17 protein-coding genes and 1 pseudogene are annotated in these 22,022 nt (G+C 58.5%); 13 read left to right on the plus strand and 5 right to left on the minus strand.

The features are described from left to right. Positions 1-723: 723 nt before the first annotated feature. From AC3WL8_RS22210 to AC3WL8_RS22230, 5 genes and pseudogenes are all read left to right on the plus strand, one after another. Positions 724-1,287: an SRPBCC family protein gene (locus AC3WL8_RS22210; protein WP_492378836.1), complete on the plus strand. Its 564-nt coding sequence runs from the start codon at positions 724-726 to the stop codon at positions 1,285-1,287. After that, positions 1,284-2,150 carry an FAD binding domain-containing protein gene (locus AC3WL8_RS22215; protein WP_492378837.1) on the plus strand — a complete coding sequence of 289 codons (867 nt, stop codon included), beginning with the start codon at positions 1,284-1,286 and terminating at the stop codon, positions 2,148-2,150. Before AC3WL8_RS22210 ends, AC3WL8_RS22215 begins: the two co-directional genes overlap by 4 nt. Next, positions 2,147-2,635, plus strand: a complete 489-nt coding sequence (locus AC3WL8_RS22220) for a (2Fe-2S)-binding protein (RefSeq protein ID WP_492378838.1) — start codon at positions 2,147-2,149, stop codon at positions 2,633-2,635. Before AC3WL8_RS22215 ends, AC3WL8_RS22220 begins: the two co-directional genes overlap by 4 nt. A gap of 4 nt (positions 2,636-2,639) precedes the next feature. After that, a complete protein-coding gene (locus AC3WL8_RS22225) occupies positions 2,640-5,033 on the plus strand; it encodes a xanthine dehydrogenase family protein molybdopterin-binding subunit (RefSeq protein ID WP_492378839.1) in 2,394 nt (797 codons plus the stop codon). 46 nt (positions 5,034-5,079) lie between these two features. Continuing rightward, a pseudogene (locus AC3WL8_RS22230) lies at positions 5,080-5,298 on the plus strand (DUF1016 N-terminal domain-containing protein); the annotation flags it as partial. 53 nt (positions 5,299-5,351) lie between these two features. Here AC3WL8_RS22230 and AC3WL8_RS22235 read toward each other — a convergent pair. Beyond that, entirely contained in the window at positions 5,352-6,308 is a 957-nt protein-coding gene (locus AC3WL8_RS22235) for a LysR family transcriptional regulator (RefSeq protein ID WP_492378840.1), read from the minus strand. A gap of 189 nt (positions 6,309-6,497) precedes the next feature. On the opposite strand from AC3WL8_RS22235, the gene AC3WL8_RS22240 reads away from it, so the two are divergent. Further along, the gene (locus tag AC3WL8_RS22240; RefSeq protein ID WP_492378841.1) at positions 6,498-7,376 is read left to right on the plus strand and encodes an SDR family NAD(P)-dependent oxidoreductase; all 879 of its coding nucleotides are present in this window, start codon (positions 6,498-6,500) and stop codon (positions 7,374-7,376) included. A 306-nt stretch (positions 7,377-7,682) separates the two neighbouring features. Next, a protein-coding gene (locus AC3WL8_RS22245) for an IS5 family transposase (RefSeq protein ID WP_492378842.1) occupies positions 7,683-8,658 on the plus strand; the annotation gives its coding sequence in 2 pieces (ribosomal slippage) (positions 7,683-7,799 and positions 7,801-8,658; 975 coding nt in all). Positions 8,659-8,804: 146 nt separating this feature from the next. On the opposite strand, the gene AC3WL8_RS22250 is transcribed toward AC3WL8_RS22245, so the two are convergent. The 4 genes from AC3WL8_RS22250 to AC3WL8_RS22265 are packed head-to-tail and all read right to left on the minus strand — an operon-like array spanning position 8,805 to position 13,604. After that, entirely contained in the window at positions 8,805-9,785 is a 981-nt protein-coding gene (locus AC3WL8_RS22250; protein ID WP_492378843.1) for an amidohydrolase family protein, read from the minus strand. 59 nt (positions 9,786-9,844) lie between these two features. Continuing rightward, entirely contained in the window at positions 9,845-10,654 is an 810-nt protein-coding gene (locus AC3WL8_RS22255) for an FAD binding domain-containing protein (RefSeq protein WP_492378844.1), read from the minus strand. A gap of 23 nt (positions 10,655-10,677) precedes the next feature. After that, positions 10,678-11,175 carry a (2Fe-2S)-binding protein gene (locus AC3WL8_RS22260; protein ID WP_492378845.1) on the minus strand — a complete coding sequence of 166 codons (498 nt, stop codon included), beginning with the start codon at positions 11,173-11,175 and terminating at the stop codon, positions 10,678-10,680. Further along, a complete protein-coding gene (locus tag AC3WL8_RS22265; RefSeq protein ID WP_492378846.1) occupies positions 11,172-13,604 on the minus strand; it encodes a xanthine dehydrogenase family protein molybdopterin-binding subunit in 2,433 nt (810 codons plus the stop codon). The genes AC3WL8_RS22260 and AC3WL8_RS22265 overlap by 4 nt, the downstream gene beginning before the upstream one ends. 311 nt (positions 13,605-13,915) lie before the next feature. On the opposite strand from AC3WL8_RS22265, the gene AC3WL8_RS22270 reads away from it, so the two are divergent. The 6 genes from AC3WL8_RS22270 (at position 13,916) to AC3WL8_RS22295 (ending at position 21,630) form a co-directional block, all read left to right on the plus strand. Continuing rightward, the gene (locus AC3WL8_RS22270; protein ID WP_492378847.1) at positions 13,916-14,944 is read left to right on the plus strand and encodes an XdhC family protein; all 1,029 of its coding nucleotides are present in this window, start codon (positions 13,916-13,918) and stop codon (positions 14,942-14,944) included. 375 nt (positions 14,945-15,319) lie between these two features. Beyond that, positions 15,320-16,069 (plus strand): dienelactone hydrolase family protein, encoded by a 750-nt coding sequence (locus AC3WL8_RS22275; RefSeq protein WP_492378848.1) that lies wholly within the window; start codon positions 15,320-15,322, stop codon positions 16,067-16,069. Positions 16,070-16,534: 465 nt separating this feature from the next. Then, positions 16,535-17,863, plus strand: coding sequence for an MFS transporter (locus AC3WL8_RS22280; RefSeq protein ID WP_492378849.1), 1,329 nt, complete (start codon positions 16,535-16,537; stop codon positions 17,861-17,863). 312 nt (positions 17,864-18,175) lie between these two features. Next, complete coding sequence (locus AC3WL8_RS22285) at positions 18,176-19,264, plus strand: porin (protein WP_492378873.1); 1,089 nt, start codon at positions 18,176-18,178, stop codon at positions 19,262-19,264. 217 nt (positions 19,265-19,481) lie between these two features. Beyond that, a complete protein-coding gene (locus AC3WL8_RS22290) occupies positions 19,482-20,588 on the plus strand; it encodes a reverse transcriptase domain-containing protein (RefSeq protein WP_492378850.1) in 1,107 nt (368 codons plus the stop codon). A gap of 106 nt (positions 20,589-20,694) precedes the next feature. Beyond that, positions 20,695-21,630: a LysR substrate-binding domain-containing protein gene (locus AC3WL8_RS22295; RefSeq protein ID WP_492378851.1), complete on the plus strand. Its 936-nt coding sequence runs from the start codon at positions 20,695-20,697 to the stop codon at positions 21,628-21,630. Positions 21,631-22,022 lie beyond the last annotated feature (392 nt).

Consider the following 22,022-nt stretch of genomic DNA (forward strand, 5'->3'; position numbering starts at 1 on the left):
GCCTGCCGGACAATGAGCACTGACACAGTCGCAATGCCGATGCAATTAGGCGCTTTGTCGCCGGCGAAAGGAGGCTGTGAATTGCAAGAATCGAAGGCAAACGGATGTGAGCCAGGCGCGAACCCGGCGCGAGCCGTCGATGGCTGCGGACCGGTGCCATTCGTGCTAAAGCAGCCGGATGCCTTGCTCGTCTTATGTCCTGCGAAAGTTGCGCCCTTTCTGATGCTGCTCATCGTAGCAATCAACCGGTGAAATCCATTGATGAGCATGGAGGTGTGGGTGCGTTGGTGAGGTCGTTCGCGATCCAACGAGGGTCGCAGATTGGCCACGGCCCCGCTGGATTCCAATTCTCCTGCTTGTAAAAGTCGCGGAGGAGAAGTTCCAAAGACCACTTCGTCAAGCCGTCGCTAGTCCACCTGTCGAAGTCCTTCGCGATGTAAGCACACCGACGCCATGGCATTCACTGACGATGACATACAAACACGTGGCGGGAAGAAATTCGACCGCCGCTCAATTCACGATGCTCTTCAACGCGGGTGCGGACGGTGATGGGTTAGCCGCAATCGCGGAAGATCCACCGCGAAGTACGGAACAGATGTGCCGTGCCGATTGCCGCGGATCGCTGGACGCAACAGAATTTGTGTATGGCAGACGAACTCTAGGCTTCTTCAGGGATGTGCCTAGTTGCTCCAGAAAAGTTATGTACTACCACGTGAGACAAACATGAAGATTACCGAGGAGAAAGAGCTGCCGGTGACGCAGGAGGTCGCCTGGCAGGCGTTAAACGACATAGCGCTCCTGCAATCTTGTATTCCAGGGTGCGAGTCGATCGAGCGAAAGGCAGATGGGGGAGGCGGCGAGTATGTGCTCCTCATTCAGGCGGCCGTGGGCCCGGTGAAGGCTCGATTCAAAGGCCAGATGCGCATCAAAGACGCTATCGCACCAAGCTCCTACACGCTGGAGTTCGACGGTCAAGGCGGTTCGGTGGGTTATGGCCGTGGCGATGCCGCGGTGGTCCTCACGCCCATGGGGCCTAACAAGACGCTGCTGCGCTACACCGCAAAAGCAAGCGTCGGCGGCAAGCTTGCCCAGGTCGGCTCGCGTCTGATAGACATGGCCGCGCAGAAGATGGCCGCCGACTTCTTCGAAAAATTCCTGTCGGAACTGAGCAAGCGCCACCCACCTGCCGGTCTGCTGGCAACTGCAGCGAGTGAACGCAGCAGTGATACCGGCCTGTGGGCTAAAGTTGTGCTCTGGCTGACTGGACTGTTCGGGAAGCGCGCGTGAAACCGCCCCCGTTCAGCTACTTCGCTCCGAAAACGGTAGAAGAGGTAGTCGGGCTTCTCGCGGAGCACGCCGCCGACGCTCGTGTTCTCGCGGGCGGCCAAAGCCTCGTGCCGCTAATGAACTTGCGGATCATGCGGCCGGGCGTTCTGATTGATCTGAACCACTGTCCGGATCTCGACTACATCGAACACCGGGGAAGCTACGTGGCCATCGGTCCAATGACTCGTCAGATCGACGCCGTGAACGCGCCGCTGGTGCGCAGGCATTGCCCGCTCGTCTCACAAGCACTGGAGTGGACCGGTCCCGTTGCTGTGCGAACGCGTGCTACGGTTGGGGGCACGCTCGCGCACGCTGATCGCGTTGCCGAGTTACCGGCCGTGGCGGTCGCGCTTGATGCCGTCATGGTTATCGACGGGGTGAATGGCGAGCGACAAGTCGCTGCTTCCGAGTTCTTCCTGGGTGACCTTGCCACCGTAATCGAGCCGGGAGAGTTTCTGCGGGAAGCTCGCTTTCCCGTTTGCCCCCCGGATTCATTTTCTATGTTCCTCGAGGTAAGCGTCAGGCAGGAGGGTGTAGCCGTCGTCGGCTTCGCCGCGTACCTGGTCAGGAAAGGTGAAAAGGTTCTGAGAGCGGCGCTCGTGGCGATGGGCGTCGACGCGGCACCCGTGCGGCTGCATAGGGCTGAGGCCGAATTGATGGCTCGAGGGCTTGGCCCCCGCGAGATCGCAGCGGTCGCCGGAATTGCTTCTAGCGAGATTGACCCCCAGTCCGATCTGTATGCCAGTGCCGCATATCGGAAGCATGTGATCGGCGCGATGCTCAGGAGGGCATTGCAGAACGCAGCCAGCAAGGAAGCCAGATGAGAAATGAAGTGATTCCGATCGAGTTGTCGATCAATGGCACCCTGACGCGGGGCAATGCGGAGCCCCGGATGCTGTTTGTCGATTTCATTCGTCACCGCCTCGGGCTGACGGGGACGCACGTGGGTTGCGCCCACGGTGCGTGCGGAGCCTGCACGGTTCTTGTTAATGGACGGCCAGCGCGAAGCTGCCTAATGTTTGCAATCCAGGCGCAGGGAGCAGATGTGACTACGGTAGAGGGCCTCGCTTCGGAGGGTGCGCTCTCGCCTCTGCAGGAAGAGTTCAGGAATCACCATGCTCTTCAATGCGGGTTCTGCACTCCAGGGATGCTGATTTCCGCTCACGCTCTTCTTCAGGAAAACCCGCAGCCGACCGAACATGAGGTCCGCAAGGCGCTGGCGGGAAATCTTTGCCGTTGCACTGGATACAACAACATCGTGCGTGCAGTCCAGTCGACAGCCCAGCGGCTCAAATCTGATCGGGGGTGAGAAAATGAGCGAGAACAAAACAATAGGGACTCCCGGCGGTCGCTATGTAGGCGCTCCTATCCCGCGGCGTGAGGACGACCGATTGCTGCTGGGGCATGGTCAATACATTGACGATCTCCCTGAGCCCGCCAACCTGCTCCACGTCGGGTTTGTGCGGAGTTCGTACTCTCACGCAATTGTCCGATCCATCAATGTGGACGCCGCGCGAGCACTGAAGGGCATCACGAACGTCTTCACGGGCGCAGACATTGCCGCCTGGACATCGCCAATGGTCACACCAGTGCCTGAAGAGAAGACGCTCCTGCGCTACAACATGGCCGTCGACAGAGTCAGGTACGTCGGTGAGCCGGTCGCCGCCGTCCTCGGTACGGATCCATACGTAGTAGAAGATGCGATGGAACTCATCGAGGTTGACTACGACCCGCTGCCGCCCGTGGTTTCATATGACGACGCCCTGAATCGGGAATCCACGCTGCTGTATCCGGATCTTTCGAGCAACGTTGTGTATGAGGCCAAATATGCGATCCCAGGAACCGACGACGTCTTTTCAAGCGCGCCGCATGTCTTTTCTGACACATTCTCGAGCACTAGGCTGTGCGGGGTAGCAATGGAAACGCGCGGCTTCGTTGCCCGCTTCGACAAAGGAAAGAACGCGCTGACGCTGTGGTCCACCGCGCAATTTCCCCACAAGGAGCGGTGGGAAGTCGCTCAGGCTTTGGGATTGCCCGAAAAGAATGTGCGCATCATTTCGCCCGATGTGGGGGGCAGCTTCGGTCTAAAGTCCGTCACCCGTCCCGAAATTGTTGCGGGGGCGGCAATCTCACGGTACCTCGGTCGATCCGTCAAGTGGATCCAGGACCGGCAGGAAGACCTTGCCATCATGCATGGGCGCGATTTTCGATTCCATGTCGAACTTGCCGTTGACGATAATGGGCGCATCATCGGAGTTCGCCACACCCCCGTGTGCAATATCGGCGCTTATCCATTGTGGGTGACAACTGCCGGCCTTGACGCCGAGCAGGCGAGCCACCACATGATGGGGCCCTACAAGGTTCCGTACTATTCGAGCCATGTTCGCTCCGTGGTGACCAATACGGCACCCACCGCATCGTATCGCGGGGTCGTTGGGCCAATTTGCACTTTCGCCATAGAGAGCCTGCTTAATAGGGCTGCCGAGAAACTAGGGATTGACCCTGTCGAAATAAGAAGACGCAATCTCATCAGAAAGGAAGACCTTCCGTATTCGAATGCGGTTGGTGTCACCCACGACACAGCTAGCAACATCGAGTGCCTGGAGCTCGCGCTCGAACGTTCGGACTATTTCAAGTTCCGCGAGACGCAATCAGGGAAGCCCGGCGAAGACGGCAAGTTGCGTGGCATAGGCCTCGCGTGCGTTGCGGACCATACCGGGCAGGGCAGCTCGATCACCCGCAGGCGAGGGCAGGCATCGCGATGGCCCGGTTACGACGGTGCATTGGTGAGGATAGAGCCAGACGCAAAGGCTAGCGTTCAAGTCAGCATTGCTTCGCAGGGTCAAGGGCATGCCACGGTGTTCGCCCAGATTGCAGCGGACATACTGGGACTCGATATCGACGATGTCGCTGTGGAGTCTTCTGACACCGCATCGGTTCCGTTCGGCACCGGTGCGGGTGCGAGCCGGGGAGCGGTAGTCGGGGGCGGGGCAGTGATCAAAGCATGCACACGCATCGCAGAGAAGATGAAGCGCATCGCAGGACACGTGCTCAAGGCAAGCCCCGACGATATCCTGCTCTGCGAAGGAAAGGCATTCGTCAAAGGGAACCCGGAGCTGCAAGTAACGATCGAGACCATTGTGAAAATGGCCTACATGATCGCGGTAGCGGACATGCCACCAAATGAAGCGGTTGGGCTGGATGCTCTGGAGTTTTACGACCCACCGTCGTCCAGCTACGCTTTGGCCTGCCATGTTGCTCAAGTTGCTGTCGACCCTGCTACGGGTCTCGTGACTTTGGAACGCTACTACGCCGTGCACGATTGCGGCCGGGTGCTGAATCCGGCGATCGTTCATGGGCAGATGGTCGGTGCAATTGTGCAAGGTATAGGTGCCGTATTCATGGAGGGGGCCCGCTACAGCGAACAAGGGCAACCTGTGGCGACGACCCTGTTGGACTACACTATCCCCGCGACGCTTGACGTCCCGGAAATTATTGTGGACCACATCGAGACGCCTTCTACCTTCGCCCTGGGAGGAATGAAGGGGGCGGGCGAAAGTGGAGCCCATGGTGTGGTGCCGGCGCTTATCCTTGCTGTTGCTGATGCCTTGTCTGCTTGGAAGCCTCAGATCACCACTATGCCGCTTACGCCGAGCAACGTCATGAAGTTGATGGGCGTGGACGACGCCGCTTCTGCGATTCCTTAAGACAACACAGAACCGGAAGTAAGCGTAGGTAAGCACCTTTCCAGGCGAGCAAATTCTCGTATCACTGATACGAGAATTGAGCTGGACGTACTTCATCGCGCTGATCCCGCTGAAGGACCCGCTCCAGCGGCACTACTACGGGCAGATTGCGAGCGCCGAACGCTGGAGCGTGCAGACGCTGCGCGAGCGCATCGACGCGATGCTGAGTGCTGCAGTCACTCCAGGCAACGGCTCATTGGCAAATTTTCGGCCAAAGCTGCCGTAAGCCGGTCTCTTACTTCAGGCATCTGAGGAGGCAATAGCAGCTGCTGCTGGTGCTTATGATGCCCCCCGCTCGTAGCCTGCCGCGAGATGTTCATCCCAGGGTGGTCGAGCGGGAAACACTTCTCCAAGGAAAGCGAGGAAGGCCTTGACGTTCGGACTGACTCGGCGGCTCTCCGACCACAAGGCGAATAGCGCTTTCCGCTCGACCGCAAATGCGGTAAGGATGGGGACCAGTTCCCCTCTCGCCACAAAAGGCGCGGCAATGAATGATGGCGACATGCCAATTCCACCGCCGGCAACTACTGCTGCGGCCACGCCATCGGCGGCATCCGAAGTAATCATCGGTTTCGGAGTAATTTCCACCTGTCGCCCCTCCAGTTGAAATCGCCAGCGCAGCAATTGACCGGAACTCTGAAAACGCAAATTGACGCAGTCATGGGCAATCAATTCGTTAGGATGTTTTGGCGTTCCTTTACGCGCCAGGTATTGCGGCGAGGCATAGACACAGAGGCGGTTGGAGGCGAGCTTGCGCGAGATCAGGCGCGAGTCGGCCGGATCACCAACCCGGATCGCCACATCCACCCCTTCTTCAATGAGGTCAACTATCTGGTCGCTCAGTCGCAGATCGATGGATAGCTGCGGATAGCGCTCACGAAAACGCGGTAGCGCCGGGCACAACAAATGCACACCAATGGTCACCGGCGCCGATATCTTGAGCGTGCCCGACGGCGCGGCGCGTGCGGCCATCGCCATCTGTTCGATATTCTCGGCGTCCCGCAACAATCGCAGCGCACGTTCGTGCAGATCTCGCCCCTCGGGGGTCAGCGTCAGCGAACGCGTGGTGCGCGTAAGCAGCGAAATGCCAAGTTGTTGCTCTAGCCGCTGCACGCTCTTGCTAACCGCCGACGGCGAGATGGAAAGGGTACGCGCCGCTGCGGTATAGCTCCCCAGCGACGCGGCGCGCGCAAAAGCGATCAGGCCTGTCAGCCTTTCCAGTCCGATTTGTTCCATAGAGGCACTATTAAAACGAAAAGCGCTTCAATTATCAAGTCAAGGTTGATCAGATATATTGATCACCACAGCAACGGGCCATGTTCAAGTGAGGTTTTGGTGTGGTCAGCCCGAGAGGCTGAAGATCCTGCTTTCCAGGATCGACTGCTCGCCGGGTTTGGTGCGCTTTCTGGTATCCAACGCAATTAAATGAAGGAGCGAAACAATGGTCTTGGACTTAACGACAAACGCGCTCTCGTAACGGGTAGTAGCGCAGGTATCGGTGCAGAGACGGCTTGTGTGCTGGCTCACGAGGGCGCGTCCGTCGTCGTGCATGGCTTGGTCAAGGAAGAGGCCGAAGCGGTTGCCACCAAAATCAAGCAAGCTGGAGGCAAAGCGATCGCAATTTCTGGTGATCTGACGAAGGCTGAAGATGTCGAGCAGATCGCACGAGATGCGACGTCGGCCGTTGGGGGCATTGATATTCTGATCAATAACGCAGGCAGTTACCCCATCTCGGGGTGGTGGAAGTCCACTTCGGAGACCTGGATGGAAACCTACCACCTTGATGTGGTCTCGGGTATTCGCTTGGTCCAGTTGCTGGTGCCAGGAATGGTCGGGCGCGGCTGGGGGCGAGTAATCCAGTTGGCCAGTACAGCGGCCGTAGCGAGCGGCACCGCAAACTTCTTCCCCCAATACGCGAGCGCGAAGGCGGCCCAACTGCGTGCTGCGAGCGCGCTTGCTGTCGAACTGACAGGAACGGGTGTGACCTCGAATGCCATCAATCCTGGCGCGGTTGGAACCGAGACATTCCTCAATCTCTATCGCGAGCGTGCTAAAGAGGCGGGTTTTGGCACGGATGCGGAAGGGATCGGACGCTGGTTCATCGCTAACTACATGCCAGACCTTCCCCTCGGCCGTTTGCTGCGCCCGCGTGAGATCGCCGATATGGCCGCCTTTCTCGCCAGCTCCTGCGCCGACGCAATCACCGGCGCTGAATTCTGCGTCGATGGCGGCCTCGCTATTCATGGGTTCATTCGCCAGATAAGCGAACTGCCTGCTATCCAGGCCATCCAGGCTCGCAAATAAGGGGCTGCTCACCTGCCGGGGTGTTCGTTTCGCTCCGGCGGGTCATCGTATCTAGTCCTATGCCAGATGTGCCGCCGATAATCAGAACCATGCTACCTATGAGCTGATTGAGAAACAGAGAAGTAGTGCTCACCCTAAGCTCATCCGGTCGACTCACATCAGCCGCGCGCCAGCCCTCAAAGCCATGGTCGGCAGCGACTTTGCGGGCGCGCTCGGGATTGGACCCCATGACAATCACGTCTGCACCTGCCGCCTTGGCCTGAATGGCGGCGGAAAGTGGATCACGAGCGCAGAGAGAGATGAACAATGAAGCAGATGACGTTGGCGGCCGGTGCCGATCAAGGAGCCGGATTCGAGCAATACCGTAAGCCAACGCGGCGTGAGGCATTTCTGGCGACGATGGAATCAATCGTGCCATGGGCGTGCGTTGTGTGCCGTGATCGAGCCGTACTATCCGAAGGCAGGCAATGGCCGGCCGCCCATTGGTCTGGAGCGAATGCTGCGCATTCACTTTTTGCAGCACTGGTTCAACCTGGCAGATCTGGGTTGCGAAGAAGCGCTGTATGACAGCGCCAGTCTGCGCCGCTTTGTAGGGGTTGACCTGGGCCGTGAGCCGGTGCCGGATGCCACCACGCTGCTGAAGTTTCGCCGCTTGCTGGAGAAGCACCAGCTTGCCGAGCGGCTGTTTTCTGAGGTAGGCCGGGTCTTGCAGGCCAGTGGCGTGAAGCTGAAGACCGGCACCATTTTGGATGCCACGATCATCGGTGCGCCCAGCTCGACGAAGAATGAAGAGAAGTCGCGCCACCCCGAGATGCATCAGACCCGCAAAGGCCAGCAGTGGTTTTTTGGCATGAAACTACACATTGGCGTGGATAGTCAGAGCGGGTTGGCCCATTCCGCAGTGGTGACACCAGCCAACGTTCACGACAAGCATGCGCTGCCCCAGCTACTGCATGGTCAGGAGCGGCGTGTCTATGGTGACAGCGCATACGCCAGTCAGCAGGAGTTGATCGCATCGAAGGCGCCGTACGCCAAGGGCTTCACCAATCAGCGGATCCGTGGGAACGGGGAGATTGACGAAGTGCAACGCGGAAAGAACCGTAACAAATCGAAGATCCGGGCTCGGGTCGAACATGTCTTCGCCGTGGTCAAGCGCCTGTGGGGTTTCGCGAAAGTCCGCTACCGTGGCCTGAAGAAGAACGCCGGCCGTGCCTTCACCGCGCTGGCGCTGGCCAATCTCTACTTGAGTCGAGGGCATCTGATGGGAGCAGTCCGCCCGTAAAGGGCGAATGCGGGGCGGGCACCCCGCCAACACACCCCAATTGGGGGCGCGCGAGGGAAAATTCTCGTCGCCACAGCAATTTTCCGGCCGAACGGGCTCCTGATCAACCTGCGTAACTCAATTTGCTCAGCTTGTTCAGCGTTGCCTTAAACTTTGAACAGAGCCGTGGCGTTCAAGTGTGCCATGCGTTCCCTATCGGCGGGGCTGCAGGGCAGGCCATCCAGGAACGCACATGCCTCGCTCATTGAGCCATAAGGATAATCCACCGAAAAGAGGATCCTCTCGAACCCGATCTCCTGAGCGAGGTTCAGGAAGGTCGATGGATAATTGAAGGCGCCAAAAGTGTAATGCAAGTTCTGACGCAGATAGTCGCCGACTGGCCGCTCAAGCTTCGTCGCCTCCTTCGGCAGAAATGCGTTGAGCCGAGGCAGCATGAATGGCAAACCTTCCCCCATGTGCCCGATCACCACCTGTAGCTTCGGAAACCGGTCAAACACACCACCCAGAATCATCCGCAGGACGTGAATAGCTGTTTCGATGTGCCAGCCCCACGCCGGGCCTGCGAACAGGAAGTTCACTGCTGGTGAAAAGCCGCTGTAGAGCGATTCCGAGACAGGCTTTGTGGGCAACGTCGGATGCAAGTACAGTGGTACATCCAGCGCCTCAGCCCGTTGCAGAACAGGCGCGAAGAACGGATCATCAAGGTAGCGTCCGCAAGCGTGTCCATTGATGATCGCGCCCTTAAATGACTGCGTTGCAACACGCAATTCGAGTTCCTTGGCGGCCTCTTCCGGCGCACTCATCGGCAGGGCAGCAAGCGCTGCGAACCGGCTAGGGTAGGCATCGACAGCCTGGCGAAGATGGTCGTTGGCTTCTTGGGCGACAGCAATTGCTTCAGCCGCGTCCGACTGTTCTACACCTGGCGCGTTGAGAGATAGCACTTGAACGTCTACTCCGGCAGCGTCCATTTGAGCGATGCGGCCGCGCCCGATATCCCGCAGGTTCTCCAGGAGCTGTCGCCCCCCAAGGAATTCCACCGCCGCAAGTGCTTGTTCCTGGAATCTGCGGCCCGGGCCGGCCAGGAAGCCGGGGCTAACGAAGTGTTCTTCAACCGTGATGCATCTCATCGTCGATCTCACAAATATTGGTACGGGCAGATCCGAGTTGGAATGCCCCAGACCGGGAGTTAAAGGGGCCGAGGCAGATAAGTTGCTAATGAGCGGCGAATCAGTGTCTTCACCAGAGCCGCTCGGTAAGCGGGACCGGCGTGGAAGTCCGAGGCCATTTCATGCTCATAGACTATAAGTGAATCGATGCTGGCGGGCAGGAACTCGGAGTTGAGCGCGGTTTCGAACGCGGTTGCTCGGAAAACACCCGACGCACCTGCGCCAGTGACAGCAATTCGGACGCCGTCGCTATGCTTCGCGATGAACACGCCCGCGACGCAAAGGCCGGATGCTTGTTGGCGGACAGAGGTGTAGCTTGCCCACTGCGGCTTTCGCAACTCAACCGAAAGGAGGATCTCGTCTTGCTCGAGTGCCGTCGTGTAGAGACCATGGAAAAACTCGGCGCTGTTGATGCGTCGCTTGGTCGTTATCATCATGGCGTCGAGAGCCACCGCAGCAGCGGGATAGTCCGCACCGGGGTCGTTGGTTGCCAGCGAGCCGCCCAATGTCCCGCGATGGCGCACATGGGGATCGCCGATGCAGCCAGCGAGTTGCGCAAGCGCCGGTATGGCCTCAGCGACGACACGCGACCCGTGAACATCCTCGTGTCTTGTCATCGCTCCGATTCGCAGCCCATCGGCGGTCGCTGAAATTCCCGCCAATTCCGTCAGCGAGTTGAGGTCAACAAGGGCCGAAGGCGCGGCCAGGCCCTGTTTCATTATTGGCACCAGCGAATGTCCGCCTGCGAGCAGCTTGGCATCTGGATTGGCGGCCAGGAGGGCAACGGCCTCTCTGACAGATTTTGGTGTGGAAACTGTGAAGGGAGCCATTGCTATCGGTTGAACGGGACCGGTTACTCGGAGTCGGCGGCATTGGTCGGCTGCTCACCGTGCATAGCTTTTGCACCGGCTTGAATTGCGAGCACGATGTTGTGATAGCCAGTGCAACGGCAAATGTTGCCGTCCAACTGCTCACGGATGGTGTCGGAGGCGAGCGCGGGGCCGAGCCGATTTACCATGTCGACCGCACACATGATCATGCCGGGGGTGCAGTACCCGCACTGAAGGGCGTGCTTCTCGCGAAAGGCGTTCTGCATGGGGTGCAGCCTCTCCATATCACCTAGCCCTTCGATGGTGAGGATGTCGGCCCCATCAGCCTGCCAGGCAAACTGGGTGCACGACTTAGTCGCTCTTCCATTCACGTGGACAAGACAACAACCGCACTGCGAGGTGTCGCATCCGACGTGGGTGCCTGTTAGCAGCAGCTTGTCCCTCAGGAAGTTTACAAGCAGCAAGGAGGACGCTACATCAGCAGTCACTGCCTTGCCGTTAACTGTCATTGAGACTTTCATTGTAGGGTTCCAGATGTTGCAGATCGGCATGTTTCGGCTGCGGCGACTGCTTGAGGAAGCTCTCTGTTGTGGAGGACGTTCCAGACAGCTTGCGCAGTGACAGGCATTTCTAGGTGGGTGACTCCAAACTCTTTCAAGGCGTTCACAATTGCATTGACGACTACCGCGAGGGCGGGTGTCGTTCCTCCTTCGCCACCCGCCCGGATTCCCAGCGGATTACTGGGCGACGGGACTTCGCTTAATGCGACCTGAAAAAAGGGGAGATCTTTTGCTCGAGGCATTGAATAGTCCATGAACGAACCTGTCAGGAGCTGGCCGCTCTCCAAGTCGTAGTGGATTTTTTCCATCAAAGCCTGGCCGATACCCATCGCCGCACCCCCGTGTGTCTGTCCGTGCACGATGAGCGGATTGATGGCTCGCCCCACATCGTCTACGGCAGCCAAAGTCTGGATGCGGACATGGCCCGTCTCCGGATCAATCTCTACCTCGCATACCTGGGTACCATAGGGGAATCCCGCTGCCTTGAAGTGCTCTTGGCCGGAACCTTTCACCGGTCCGAGCAGCTGAGAAGGAAGCGAGCCTGCGCCCCCGTGTGTCAGTCGCGCCAAATCGACTACCGTATAGCTGGTGTCCGACGACGCATGAAAGAAGCGCCCCCCTTCAAACTGGACGTTTTCCCGGGGTATTCGGAGCATGTGTGCTGCAATCTCTCGGCAGCGGGCAATGATCTCTTCCACGGCCTTGCCAATCACCACCCCCGCAAAGCGCATTGATCTTCCCGACACCGACCCGCCTCCGACGGTCAGCCGGTCCGTGTCGCCGGTGACTAGGCGAACGGCTGATACAGGAACGCCGAGCCAGTCCGCGACAAGTTGAGCGAAACTGGTCTCATGTCCCTGTCCCGATGATACGGTCCCGATTACTATCTCGACATGGCCGTCCGGCAGGACAGTCAACTCCGCGCGTTCCGTGGGGGGGCCGGTCGTGATCTCGATATAGTTCGCGATGCCAATCCCAAGCAGCTTGCCCCGTTTGCGCGCTTCTTCTTGCCGCTGGGGGAAGCCGTACCAGTCGGCGAGCCGCATCGCTGTGTCCATCGCGGCCTCGTATTCGCCGTTGTCATAGACGAGGCCCAATGCGTTTTTGTACGGCAGCGCAACTGACTTGATAAGGTTGATCCGGCGAATCGCAATCGGGTCCATGTTGAGCTTGCCTGCGGCGAGATCGACGAGACGTTCGATGACGAAAATTGCCTCTGGCCTTCCAGCGCTTCGCACTGGGGTGGTTGGCTTCGTATTGGTGAATACGCCGCGGCCGACGAAATGAGCAGCGGGGATGTCGTAAACCCCGGACATCAGACCGATCCCTTTTCGAAGAGGAATGTGCGATGCTGCATAAGCGCCGAGATTGCTCGTGCTGATCCCTCTTACTGCGAGAAAGCGGCCAGTTTCGTCCACGGCGAGCTCGGCTGCGACGGTCAGATCCCGGCCCTGGTAGTCAGACATGAAGCATTCGAGCCGGTCGCTGACCCACTTGATAGGGCGGCCAACTTTGCAAGAGCCCCACGCTAGCAGACCACACTCCACATAGAAGGCATTTCGCGTGCCGAAGCTGCCACCAACATCGCCTGAGATGACGCGGATTTTATCTGGCGGGACCCGGAGGATGGCGGCTAGTTCCATCTTAAAACGCATGACACCGCTGCAACCGGCGTAGACAGTGTAGTGCCCGCTCTTCTCGTCATACTCCGCGAGGGCTGCCCGAGGCTCCATTGGGACCCCACTGATACGTTGTATGACGGTCTCCAGCCTTACGATGTGGGCGGCGCATGCGAATGCGGCGTCTGTCGCGTCCTTGTCTCCAACTACCGCGTCGATCGAGATGTTGCCGGGAATGTGCTCCCAGACGAGGGGAGCGTTAGCCTCAGTGGCGTCACTTGCGCTCACAACGAATGGAAGGGGGTCGTAGTCAACGACGATGAGATCCGCTGCCTCCTTCGCTGCCTCGAGCGTTTCTGCAATAACAATGGCGATCGCCTCACCTACATAGCGAGTGCGCTCGATGGCCAACAACCGGTGGGGGGGGAGCTCAAGCGGAGCGCCATTCCGGTTCTCAAGGTAGATGTCCGGACCCGCCCTCTGTGCTTCAACAGCACCGAGCAGGCCAAAGTCATGAAGCATGCTGCCGAGCCCGTCGGAAACCAGATCCGCACCGGTCAAGACCTGCAACACGCCGGGTACAGCGATGGCGGCGGTTGCGTCGATGAGACTTATTGCTGCATGAGAATGCGACGAGCGCACGATCTTTGCAAAGGCTTGGCCCGGAAGATTCACATCGGCGGTGTACTTGCCTTGGCCGGTAATGAGTCTCTTGTCTTCATTGCGTCGGACGTCTGCCCCGATCGCCGAGGTCTGGACAGGAACCTTCACGTTCGTCTCCTTCTTTGATGTGTGCATGAGTGTCGACCCCCTCCGGGCGCAAAGTCAATTTGATCTGGGCCCCTGTTCCGTACATTGGAAATATTGCTCTCTTCACTCTCTTCACCGCCAATGCACGGAACAATTGTCAAAGGCTCGTGGACAAGCCTACCTGTCATCTGGACTATGCGTAATGCGTGCGACCTCAAGGCCGCACTACACAAGCCAATGCAGGCGAGATGCCACTGATTGATTGACAGGGTCGTCGATGACCATATCGATTGGCATCCGGTTAGGACAATAAGAAGTCAACGAGCTATTACATGGAGAACCTGGATCTGAAAGTACTGCGCACACTGCGCAACTGGCGGGACGCCGGGCGGCAGGCGATGCTGGTCACGGTCGTGAGAACTTGGGGATCGTCGCCACGCCCGGTCGGCTCGATCATGGCGATGTGCGAGAACGGTGCGGTGGTGGGCTCCGTCAGTGGCGGGTGTATCGAAGACGACCTCATTGCGCAGTATGCGCGGAGAGCGGACCAGCACCCGATCACACCATCTGCTCCCGTACTTGTGCAGTATGGGGTGTCCGCTGACGAGGCTCATCGCTTTGGGCTTCCCTGCGGCGGGACGCTCGAACTCGTGCTGGAATTCGATCCTTGCAGGACAGCGCTCGACGATCTGGTGCTCGGACTAGAGCGGGGCTGGCTGATGCAGCGGAGTGTGCGCCTGGACGACGGCCAGGTGGTGGTAGAGCGCGCTCCCGTACTGCGGGAACTGACGCTCGCAGATGGCTTGTTTGTGAACATCTTCGGCCCAGGATATCGGATGCTGCTGATCGGTGCTGGTCAGCTCACGGAGTATCTTGCGACGATGGGCGTCTTCAGCGGCTTTGCCGTGACGGTGTGCGATCCACGCGAAGAGTACCTCGGCAGTTGGAACGTTCCGGGTACTGTGCTGGTCCGCGACATGCCGGACGACGTGGTCGTAAGCCTCCGGCCCGATTGCCGCACATGTGTCGTCGCGCTGACGCACGATCCAAAGCTCGATGATCTTGCGTTGCTAGAAGCGCTCGGATCCGACGCCTTCTACGTGGGCGCAATCGGCAGCCGGCGCAACAACGAGGCGCGACGCCGACGGCTTACAGAGCACTTTGAACTGAGCCGGAGGGAGATCGCGAAGCTGCGAGGTCCAGTGGGCATCTACATCGGCAGTAAGACGCCACCAGAGATCGCCGTTAGCATCATGGCGGATATCCTCGCCAGCAAGAATAGCGTAGATCTTCCCACCTCGATGCTCGTGGCGGAAGCCAAGAACGCCATCAATGTGCTTGCGACAGGTGTCATAGATTAATAGGGAGATCAGCGTTGATCTGCTGCAATGCAAACAGAGTATCTGGGTTCCTATAGGCAGGCGTGAATGAATCGGCTGCCATCAACAGGTAGATGGCGAGCGTCCCGATCATAGTGGCAAGGGATCAGCAGCCCAATGCTGGGGAGGGCGCATTCAGTAGCCAGACTCAGGCCGTCCCGCCCTGTTGAAATACGGGTTTTCACGGGTTCGTCTTTTCCGTGGGGGGCTTTTCACTGCTGCCGACCGTACTGTCGGCATCTGCCGCAGTCAGGGCTCCAATCCATGCTCCAGGGTACGGAACGAAGTGCGAGCGGGGGTTGCCTGCAATGCGTGCAGGCGGCAAGGTTCGTGTGTCAAATTGATAGAGGAGTTGATATGGTCGAGAAACCAGTGGGCTACGAATTCGCCGGTCGGGCTTTCGAGGGGATGCTCATTTATGACGGCACGATCAAACGTCGTCGGCCAGGCCTGTTTCTTCAGCCGAACTGGCGCGGTATTACACAAGACAACATCGCACAGGCAGGAACCATTGCAGGAACCGACTTTGTTGTCCTGCTGGCGGATATGTTCGGCGTCGGCTATGGCACAAAATCTATCGAAGAAAGCGAAAGGTTTGTGAGTGCCAGACAGATGCACGAAGAACTTGATGTCACACTGGCCTGCGGAGAGACTGCCTTCAAAGCTTTGACGCAAGAGGCCCGCGCGGCGGGAGTCCTGGATGAAGACTCCGGCATCTATGGCGCGGGTTTTTGCTTGGGGGCAGGCGTTCTTCTAGATCAGTTGCGCGCCGGTTTGCCCATAGAGGCGAGCGCGCTCTTTCACATTACTTACCCGCTTGCGGCTCAACCAAAGGAAGATAGCCGTCTGAGAAGTCGCTGTCTCATCATGCATGGTGCGGATGACCCGATCACCAGCAAGGCCGACATAGACGCTTTGGAGGATGAACTGATGGAGCAGCGCGTTGACTGGCAGACAGTGGTGTTCGCGAACACGCTACACGCATTCACGGACTCGAACCTCATTCCAGGCCCGGTCGCCCGCTACGACGAGCGCGCGTGTCTGAAGTCATATGCACTGATGCGGGACTTCTTCCTGAAGTGGCGTCCCATCGAAACTGGAGTGTAAGCGAGCATTAGCGGCATGGAGGTGTCCGCGGGGGGACGGTTTACGCATAGGGGGTCTTCCACGGCGCTTGTGCTCTTAGCTCGTGGATCACCCGTGCCTGTTCGAATCTTGAACGGACTTATTCGTGCAATTTTCGTCGGGGGGACGAGTCACCTTTGTTTTCCGGGGAATCAAGGTTGCTTGCCACGCGTCTTTTTCGCGGCGGAGCCCATGGGAAGGGCATCCTGGAGCGCCGTAGCACATGCTGGATCGTCTCTTGAGTTGCCGACAATGGCAGTCGCGCTCAGAGTTGACAAAAGATAGAGATGAAGCAGCGAAACTTTTGTCGCTCTACGGCGGCAAGTGCAAACTCGAATCAGACCGCTAGACGGCTGCGAGACACAAGATTAAAAGGCAGCGGCAACCCTGACTGTCCAGCTCGCTGCCATTTCACAAAGCTGCACAAAAATAATGGAGGAGAACTAGATGTTGAACCGAAAGGAAATGCGTACGGTCGGCTTAACCGCACTAGGCGCAATGTTTGAATTCTATGACTTCGTTATCTTCTTATTCGTCGCCGCGTCGATCAGTGAGGCGTTCTTCCCACCGGGAATTTCACCTTGGTTAAGCCAAATTCAGACCTTTGCCATCTTCGCAGTTGGGTATCTAGTGCGCCCCATCGCCGGCATTGTGCTGTCTCACTTCGGCGACATGATCGGCCGCAAAAAGATGTTCATATTTCTTCTCTTTCTGATGGCGGTGCCTACTTTTTTGATCGGCGTGCTGCCAACCTATGAGCAGGTCGGAGTACTGGCGCCGGTGGCTCTGGTCGTGCTGCGTGTGCTACAGGGCTGCGCGGTGGGTGGAGAGTATCCCAGCGCTGCGGTTTTCGTGTCGGAGCATGCCTCCCAATCAAAGTTGGGCGTTTCGGGCGGCGTCCTCCATGGCGTTGTGGGCGTGGGCCTCTTGCTCGGCACCGGTGCGGCCGCACTATCCGGCCTTATCGCGGTAAAGACCGGACATGCTTCGCTCGCGTGGCGCCTACCTTTCGTATTGGGTGGTATGTTCGGCATGACCGCCGCCTACCTACGCCGTCACCTGCAGGAGTCGCCGCTCTATGCAGAAATCAAGCAATCGCGGCACCTTGCAAAAGATATTCCGGTCAAGGTCGTCGTTAGGGAACACGCAGGCGCGTGTCTGTTCGGCTTGGGCCTGTCGTTTGTGATGTCGTGTGGCGCCACTGTCTTCTTTCAGTATCTACCGACGCTCCTAGTTACCGAGTATGGCATTACCAAGCAGGACGCGCTTCACGCCAATATGTGGGGCACACTAGCCTATGCTGCGTCCATGCCTGTGTGGGGACGTATCTGTGACACGCTAGGGTGGTCCCGCACGCTTTGCATTGGCGCTATTGCAATCCTGGCCGCGGATGTGTGCTTCTTCTATCTGCTTCCTGGCGTAGTGACGGAGCAGGGGACACTGGGGTTGTTGTTCGCACTGCCCGGCATCGCTGTGGCCAGCGTCACCGCGATGACGCCCGGCCTGCTGTCGTCGCTTTTTCCGACCAATGTGCGGCAGAGTGGCTATGCCTTGCCCTACAACCTTGGCTCGGCACTATTTGCCGGGTTGGCCCCACTGACGCTGGCATGGCTCGTGCGCGAATTCGGCCCCGGCGTACCGTTGTACCCGGTAATAGTGGCCGCTCTTGTCACGGCTTGCCTGGCTCTGAAGGTGCGTGGCATGCGTCTGTACTTGGGCAGCGCGCAACCCGAAATGGAGCCAGTAGTTTCTCGGGGCAAGGCCGGATCCGCGTAGGCGCCACTAAGACACCCTAAGGGGGACTCAGTTCGCCCGAGTGGCTCTGGCATGAGGACACCGCGCTGCCGGGATGCCTCGGGAGAGCCATTTCCGGGCTGGTCGCCTGACTGCAACGAGCGATGGGATCTGTTCTGCTTGGCTAAGAGAGGAGATTTACCCGTGGGTCGATCTGACTCCTCCTCGTCGCCCGTTCCCAGAATTTCGGCTACGTTGCACTGGGTTTATCCAATGAAGTGGCGTGATTACAGAAAATCAAGCGAGGAAATTCTAACTATGTCATTAATGTGGGATCAAAAAGAAAAGAGTTTAATGAGACGCATATTCGCTACGTCTGTTCTTGTTATTTCATCGTTCGCCGCGTCGGCGCAATCAGTTACCGTATACGGCGTAGTCGACACGGGCATGGAGTATGTGAATAGAATCGGTACCGCTGACAACAGCGTGACCAGAATGACGGGGGCGACGTCAACTGTCCCATCACGTTGGGGTTTGCGTGGTTCAGAAGACTTGGGAGGCGGGCTGAAGAGCGTCTTTGTGCTTGAATCTGGCTTCTCACCGGGGTCGGGGGTGTCCAACCAAGGTGGCCGCCTGTTCGGGCGACAGGCGCTTGTGGGCTTATCGGGCCCTTGGGGCCAGGTCTCTTTTGGCCGCCAGAATACGATGACCTTCTGGGTGAATGGTGATGCGGATATCCTTGGTCCCAATGCTTTCGGCTCCGGCTCACTGGATGGATACCTGGGGAACCCTCGTACGGATAACGCAATCGCTTACATGGGAAAGTTCGGCGGCTTGACGGTCGGCGGGACCTATAGTTTTGGTCGCGATACGGTTAACGCGGGGCCCAGTCTGGCTGGCGCCAATTGTCCAGGTGAGAATCCTGCGGATCCGTCCGCCTGCCGAGAGTGGTCTGCCATGCTGCAGTACAGCACGGAGACCTGGGGCATTTCCGCCGCTTACGACTCATTGCGTGGCGGGCCTGGCGCTTTTGGTGGTCTGACACGGAGCAGCCTTTCCGACGACCGCCTATTTCTCAGCGCCTTTGCTTTTTTTGACAAGGGGAAGGTTGGCATGGGCCTCATCCGTCGCGACAATGAGGCAAGTGTCACGCCGCTTAGTAACTTGTGGTTTGCTGGCGCTGCGTATGACATTACGCCTGCGCTTACGCTGGCGGGCGAGGCCTATTACCTAAAATATCACAGCAGTGCGAATAAGGCTTGGCTGTATAGCGCTCGCGCTACCTACAGCTTTAGCAAGCGGACTTCGGTATATGCGTCGGCCGGTTACATTAGCAACGGAGGGCAATTGGCAATATCAGTTAGTTCCTCTAAGGTCGGTTCTAACCCAGTACCAGGAGGTTCGCAGCTTGGCGCTTTGATAGGTGTGAAGCATATTTTCTAGGAATGTTCGTGTAGGACATATCTTTCTCTCAGCAGCTTTTGCTTTTGGGGCCTTCGACCACTCGAACAAAAGCCTGCTGAGGTCTACCGATACCGGCCCAGCGCGCATCGCGGCTCCATGAGAGTCACCCGCAGCGATACTCGGCACCGTGTCTGAGTGGACGACCGGCCTTCAATCGGCTCCCCGCCGGGGATACCGCGCGCCGGATATCCGGCGGGTGTATATCCCAAAGCCCGGCAAGCAGGAGAAGCGCCCGCTGGGCGTGCCCTGCGTAACTGACCGGGCGCTTCAGCGCAGTGCCGCGCAAGTGCTGTCGGCCATTTACGAGCAGGACTTCCTGTCGTGTTCGTTCGGTGGCCGACCCGGGCGTGGTGCTCATCATGCGTTGGCAACCCTCAACGAGGTCATTGCTGGCACAAAGGTGGGCTGGGTGCCGGAGGCGGACCTGAAGAACTTCTTTGGGAGCCTGGACCATCAGTGGGTGGTCCGGTTTGTCGAGCATCGGGTCGGTGATCCGCGTCTGATCAGTCTGATCCGACGCTGGTTGAAAGCAGGCGTTCTGGAAGACGGAGAGGTGCATCCAAACGAGGAAGGAACACCACAGGGTGGTTCGATCAGCGTCTTGCTGAGCAATATCTATCTGCACTACACGCTCGATCTGTGGTTTAAGCGCGTGGTCAAGCCCCGCCTGCGGGGTGAAGCCCATCTGGTGCGGTATATCGACGACTTCGTGCTGTGTTTCCAATATCGGGAAGATGCCCTTCGAGTTCAGAGGGCCTTGTGCAAGCGGCTGGCGAAGTTCAGCCTGACCTTGGAGCCGACCAAGACTAAGCTCGTCGAATTTGGTCGATTCGCGCAACGACATGCCGGAAAACGTGGCAGGAAGCGCCCGGAGACGATCTATGGCGCGACGCACAACAGCATACGTGTCAGAGACCCCAGCCGTGCATCGGTGATCGAAGGTACGAGCTTTGGACCGGACCCAGTTCGGGCAGGAGGAGCTCTGAGAACGCGTACCTTTGTCCCAGGGATCAACACAGCAACGTTTTTCCTGGTTGGTCCGAAGCGAGGATCGACGCCGAGCCCTCTTCTTAACAATTCATTGGCCTCATTCAAAAGGTCGTATTCAAGGTGTAGTGGCCGGGTGTCGCATCAAGCGACGGCGGTCTTAAGGCGTGCCGCGACGAATTCGCACAGGCGCGAAGGTTGGCGCCGACCCCAAACTCGCCAGATAGCGGAAAAGAGCCGATTACGCGCTGATGCCCGGGCCGCAGTTTCGGAACGGCCGGCAGCAATTCGGGTATCGTTGACAATGGATTCGTAAGAAGATATCGCGTTAGCCGACAAGAAAAGGCGGATGTCCGTCTGTCTGTGAGTCGTGAAAGGGACATCGTGGGGCGCAATAGCGGACGCTCAGCGGAAACTCCAGCATGAACAAGATAACACAGCACCTACTGCGTTTCGACCTGGTTTCGATCCGGCTTCTCGTCGATTGCGTGCAGCATGGCAGCCTGAGCGCGGCCGCCGAACTCGCGCATCTCGCTTTGCCAGCAGCCAGCCGGCGGATGAAAGAACTCGAACAAGCAGTGGGCGAATCACTCTTTGAGCGACAGGGGCGTCGATTGCATCCCACGCGCGCCGGACGGGTGTTCTATAGGCACGGCGTGGAGCTCCTGCAGACCATGGAACAGTTAGGGGACGAACTCAGCAACATGAAGTTCGGTGTAGTAACAAAGGTTCGGCTGTGCGCGAGTACGGCCTCGATCAGCCAGTTCCTGGCACCAATGCTGCGGAAGTACGCGCACGCATATCCACGCGTGCGCATCGACCTTGAAGAACAAGTGTCCGAAGGCGTAGTCAGATCGCTGCGCGAGGGACGCGCCGACGTGGGTATCTTTGTTGAGGGTGTAGAAACCCAAGGTCTGGATTGCCAGGCCTTCGAACAGGATGAACTTCTACTCGTCCTTCCACCGGAGCATCGACTGGTCGGCAGCGGCCCCTTGGCCTTTGCCGATACCCTCGATGAGGATTGGATCAGTTTCACGGAAGGCACCGCCTTACTGCAGCAGCAGCAGCAAGCCGCTCATGCGGCAGGCCGGGTACTACGGCTACGTATGCAGGCACGTAGCTTCGACACCGTCTGCCACCTCGTGGCTGCGGGGATGGGGATCGCCATGTTACCGAGAGCGGCAGCACCGATTGCGCGAGTTATGAACCTGCACTGCCGTCCCCTGACGGATGCTTGGACGGTGCGTCGAATCTTCATCGCTACACGATCCGGCACGAGTGATTCCGAAGTTACATCGCTGGTGAATTTTATCGTTCGAGGTTCGCAAAAGTCGAAGCTTCCCGCGCAAAAACAGTAATAGACGAGGGTGCCAGGCCGGCCCAAACTACTTTCCATGAGGCAGCGATCTTACGGCTATCGATGCGGTGGCCGAAGTCGAGAATAGGGCAGGCCTGGCCGGCAACGCAGCCTGGGGCCGCTACGCCGGAAACAACACGCCCCCACACCTCTGGCGCGTTTATCTTCTCGAACGCTCATGGCTCTGGTCGCAGCAGCCCCCATTTCGGGTGTTCGACAAAGTCGGACGTGTCGGAGGCATCGTCCACGTTTTACTGTACGCGCGTGACACCCGAGCGAGGAACACGCGGGCAAGCTACGGTCGTCGGTTCGCTCAGAGAAAGCCAGACCGTGTTCGTCGGTGGTTGCTCGCTGGGCGCAATCGCGTCCAATGTGGCTCCAAATATCTCTGTG

It is taken from the genome of Cupriavidus sp. FW305-F7, assembly GCF_058782875.1.

What these genes read in the sequence shown, in the direction of transcription:
- AC3WL8_RS22210 (WP_492378836.1), top strand. Translation starts at nt 724, where the DNA reads ATGAAGATTACCGAGGAGAAAGAGCTGCCGGTGACGCAGGAGGTCGCC.
- AC3WL8_RS22250 (WP_492378843.1), bottom strand. Translation starts at nt 9,785, where the DNA reads ATGAGATGCATCACGGTTGAAGAACACTTCGTTAGCCCCGGCTTCCTG.
- AC3WL8_RS22295 (WP_492378851.1), top strand. Translation starts at nt 20,695, where the DNA reads ATGAACAAGATAACACAGCACCTACTGCGTTTCGACCTGGTTTCGATC.
- AC3WL8_RS22280 (WP_492378849.1), top strand. Translation starts at nt 16,535, where the DNA reads ATGTTGAACCGAAAGGAAATGCGTACGGTCGGCTTAACCGCACTAGGC.
- AC3WL8_RS22220 (WP_492378838.1), top strand. Translation starts at nt 2,147, where the DNA reads ATGAGAAATGAAGTGATTCCGATCGAGTTGTCGATCAATGGCACCCTG.
- AC3WL8_RS22270 (WP_492378847.1), top strand. Translation starts at nt 13,916, where the DNA reads ATGGAGAACCTGGATCTGAAAGTACTGCGCACACTGCGCAACTGGCGG.
- AC3WL8_RS22260 (WP_492378845.1), bottom strand. Translation starts at nt 11,175, where the DNA reads ATGAAAGTCTCAATGACAGTTAACGGCAAGGCAGTGACTGCTGATGTA.
- AC3WL8_RS22275 (WP_492378848.1), top strand. Translation starts at nt 15,320, where the DNA reads ATGGTCGAGAAACCAGTGGGCTACGAATTCGCCGGTCGGGCTTTCGAG.
- AC3WL8_RS22285 (WP_492378873.1), top strand. Translation starts at nt 18,176, where the DNA reads ATGAGACGCATATTCGCTACGTCTGTTCTTGTTATTTCATCGTTCGCC.
- AC3WL8_RS22235 (WP_492378840.1), bottom strand. Translation starts at nt 6,308, where the DNA reads ATGGAACAAATCGGACTGGAAAGGCTGACAGGCCTGATCGCTTTTGCG.
- AC3WL8_RS22255 (WP_492378844.1), bottom strand. Translation starts at nt 10,654, where the DNA reads ATGGCTCCCTTCACAGTTTCCACACCAAAATCTGTCAGAGAGGCCGTT.
- AC3WL8_RS22225 (WP_492378839.1), top strand. Translation starts at nt 2,640, where the DNA reads ATGAGCGAGAACAAAACAATAGGGACTCCCGGCGGTCGCTATGTAGGC.
- AC3WL8_RS22240 (WP_492378841.1), top strand. Translation starts at nt 6,498, where the DNA reads ATGAAGGAGCGAAACAATGGTCTTGGACTTAACGACAAACGCGCTCTC.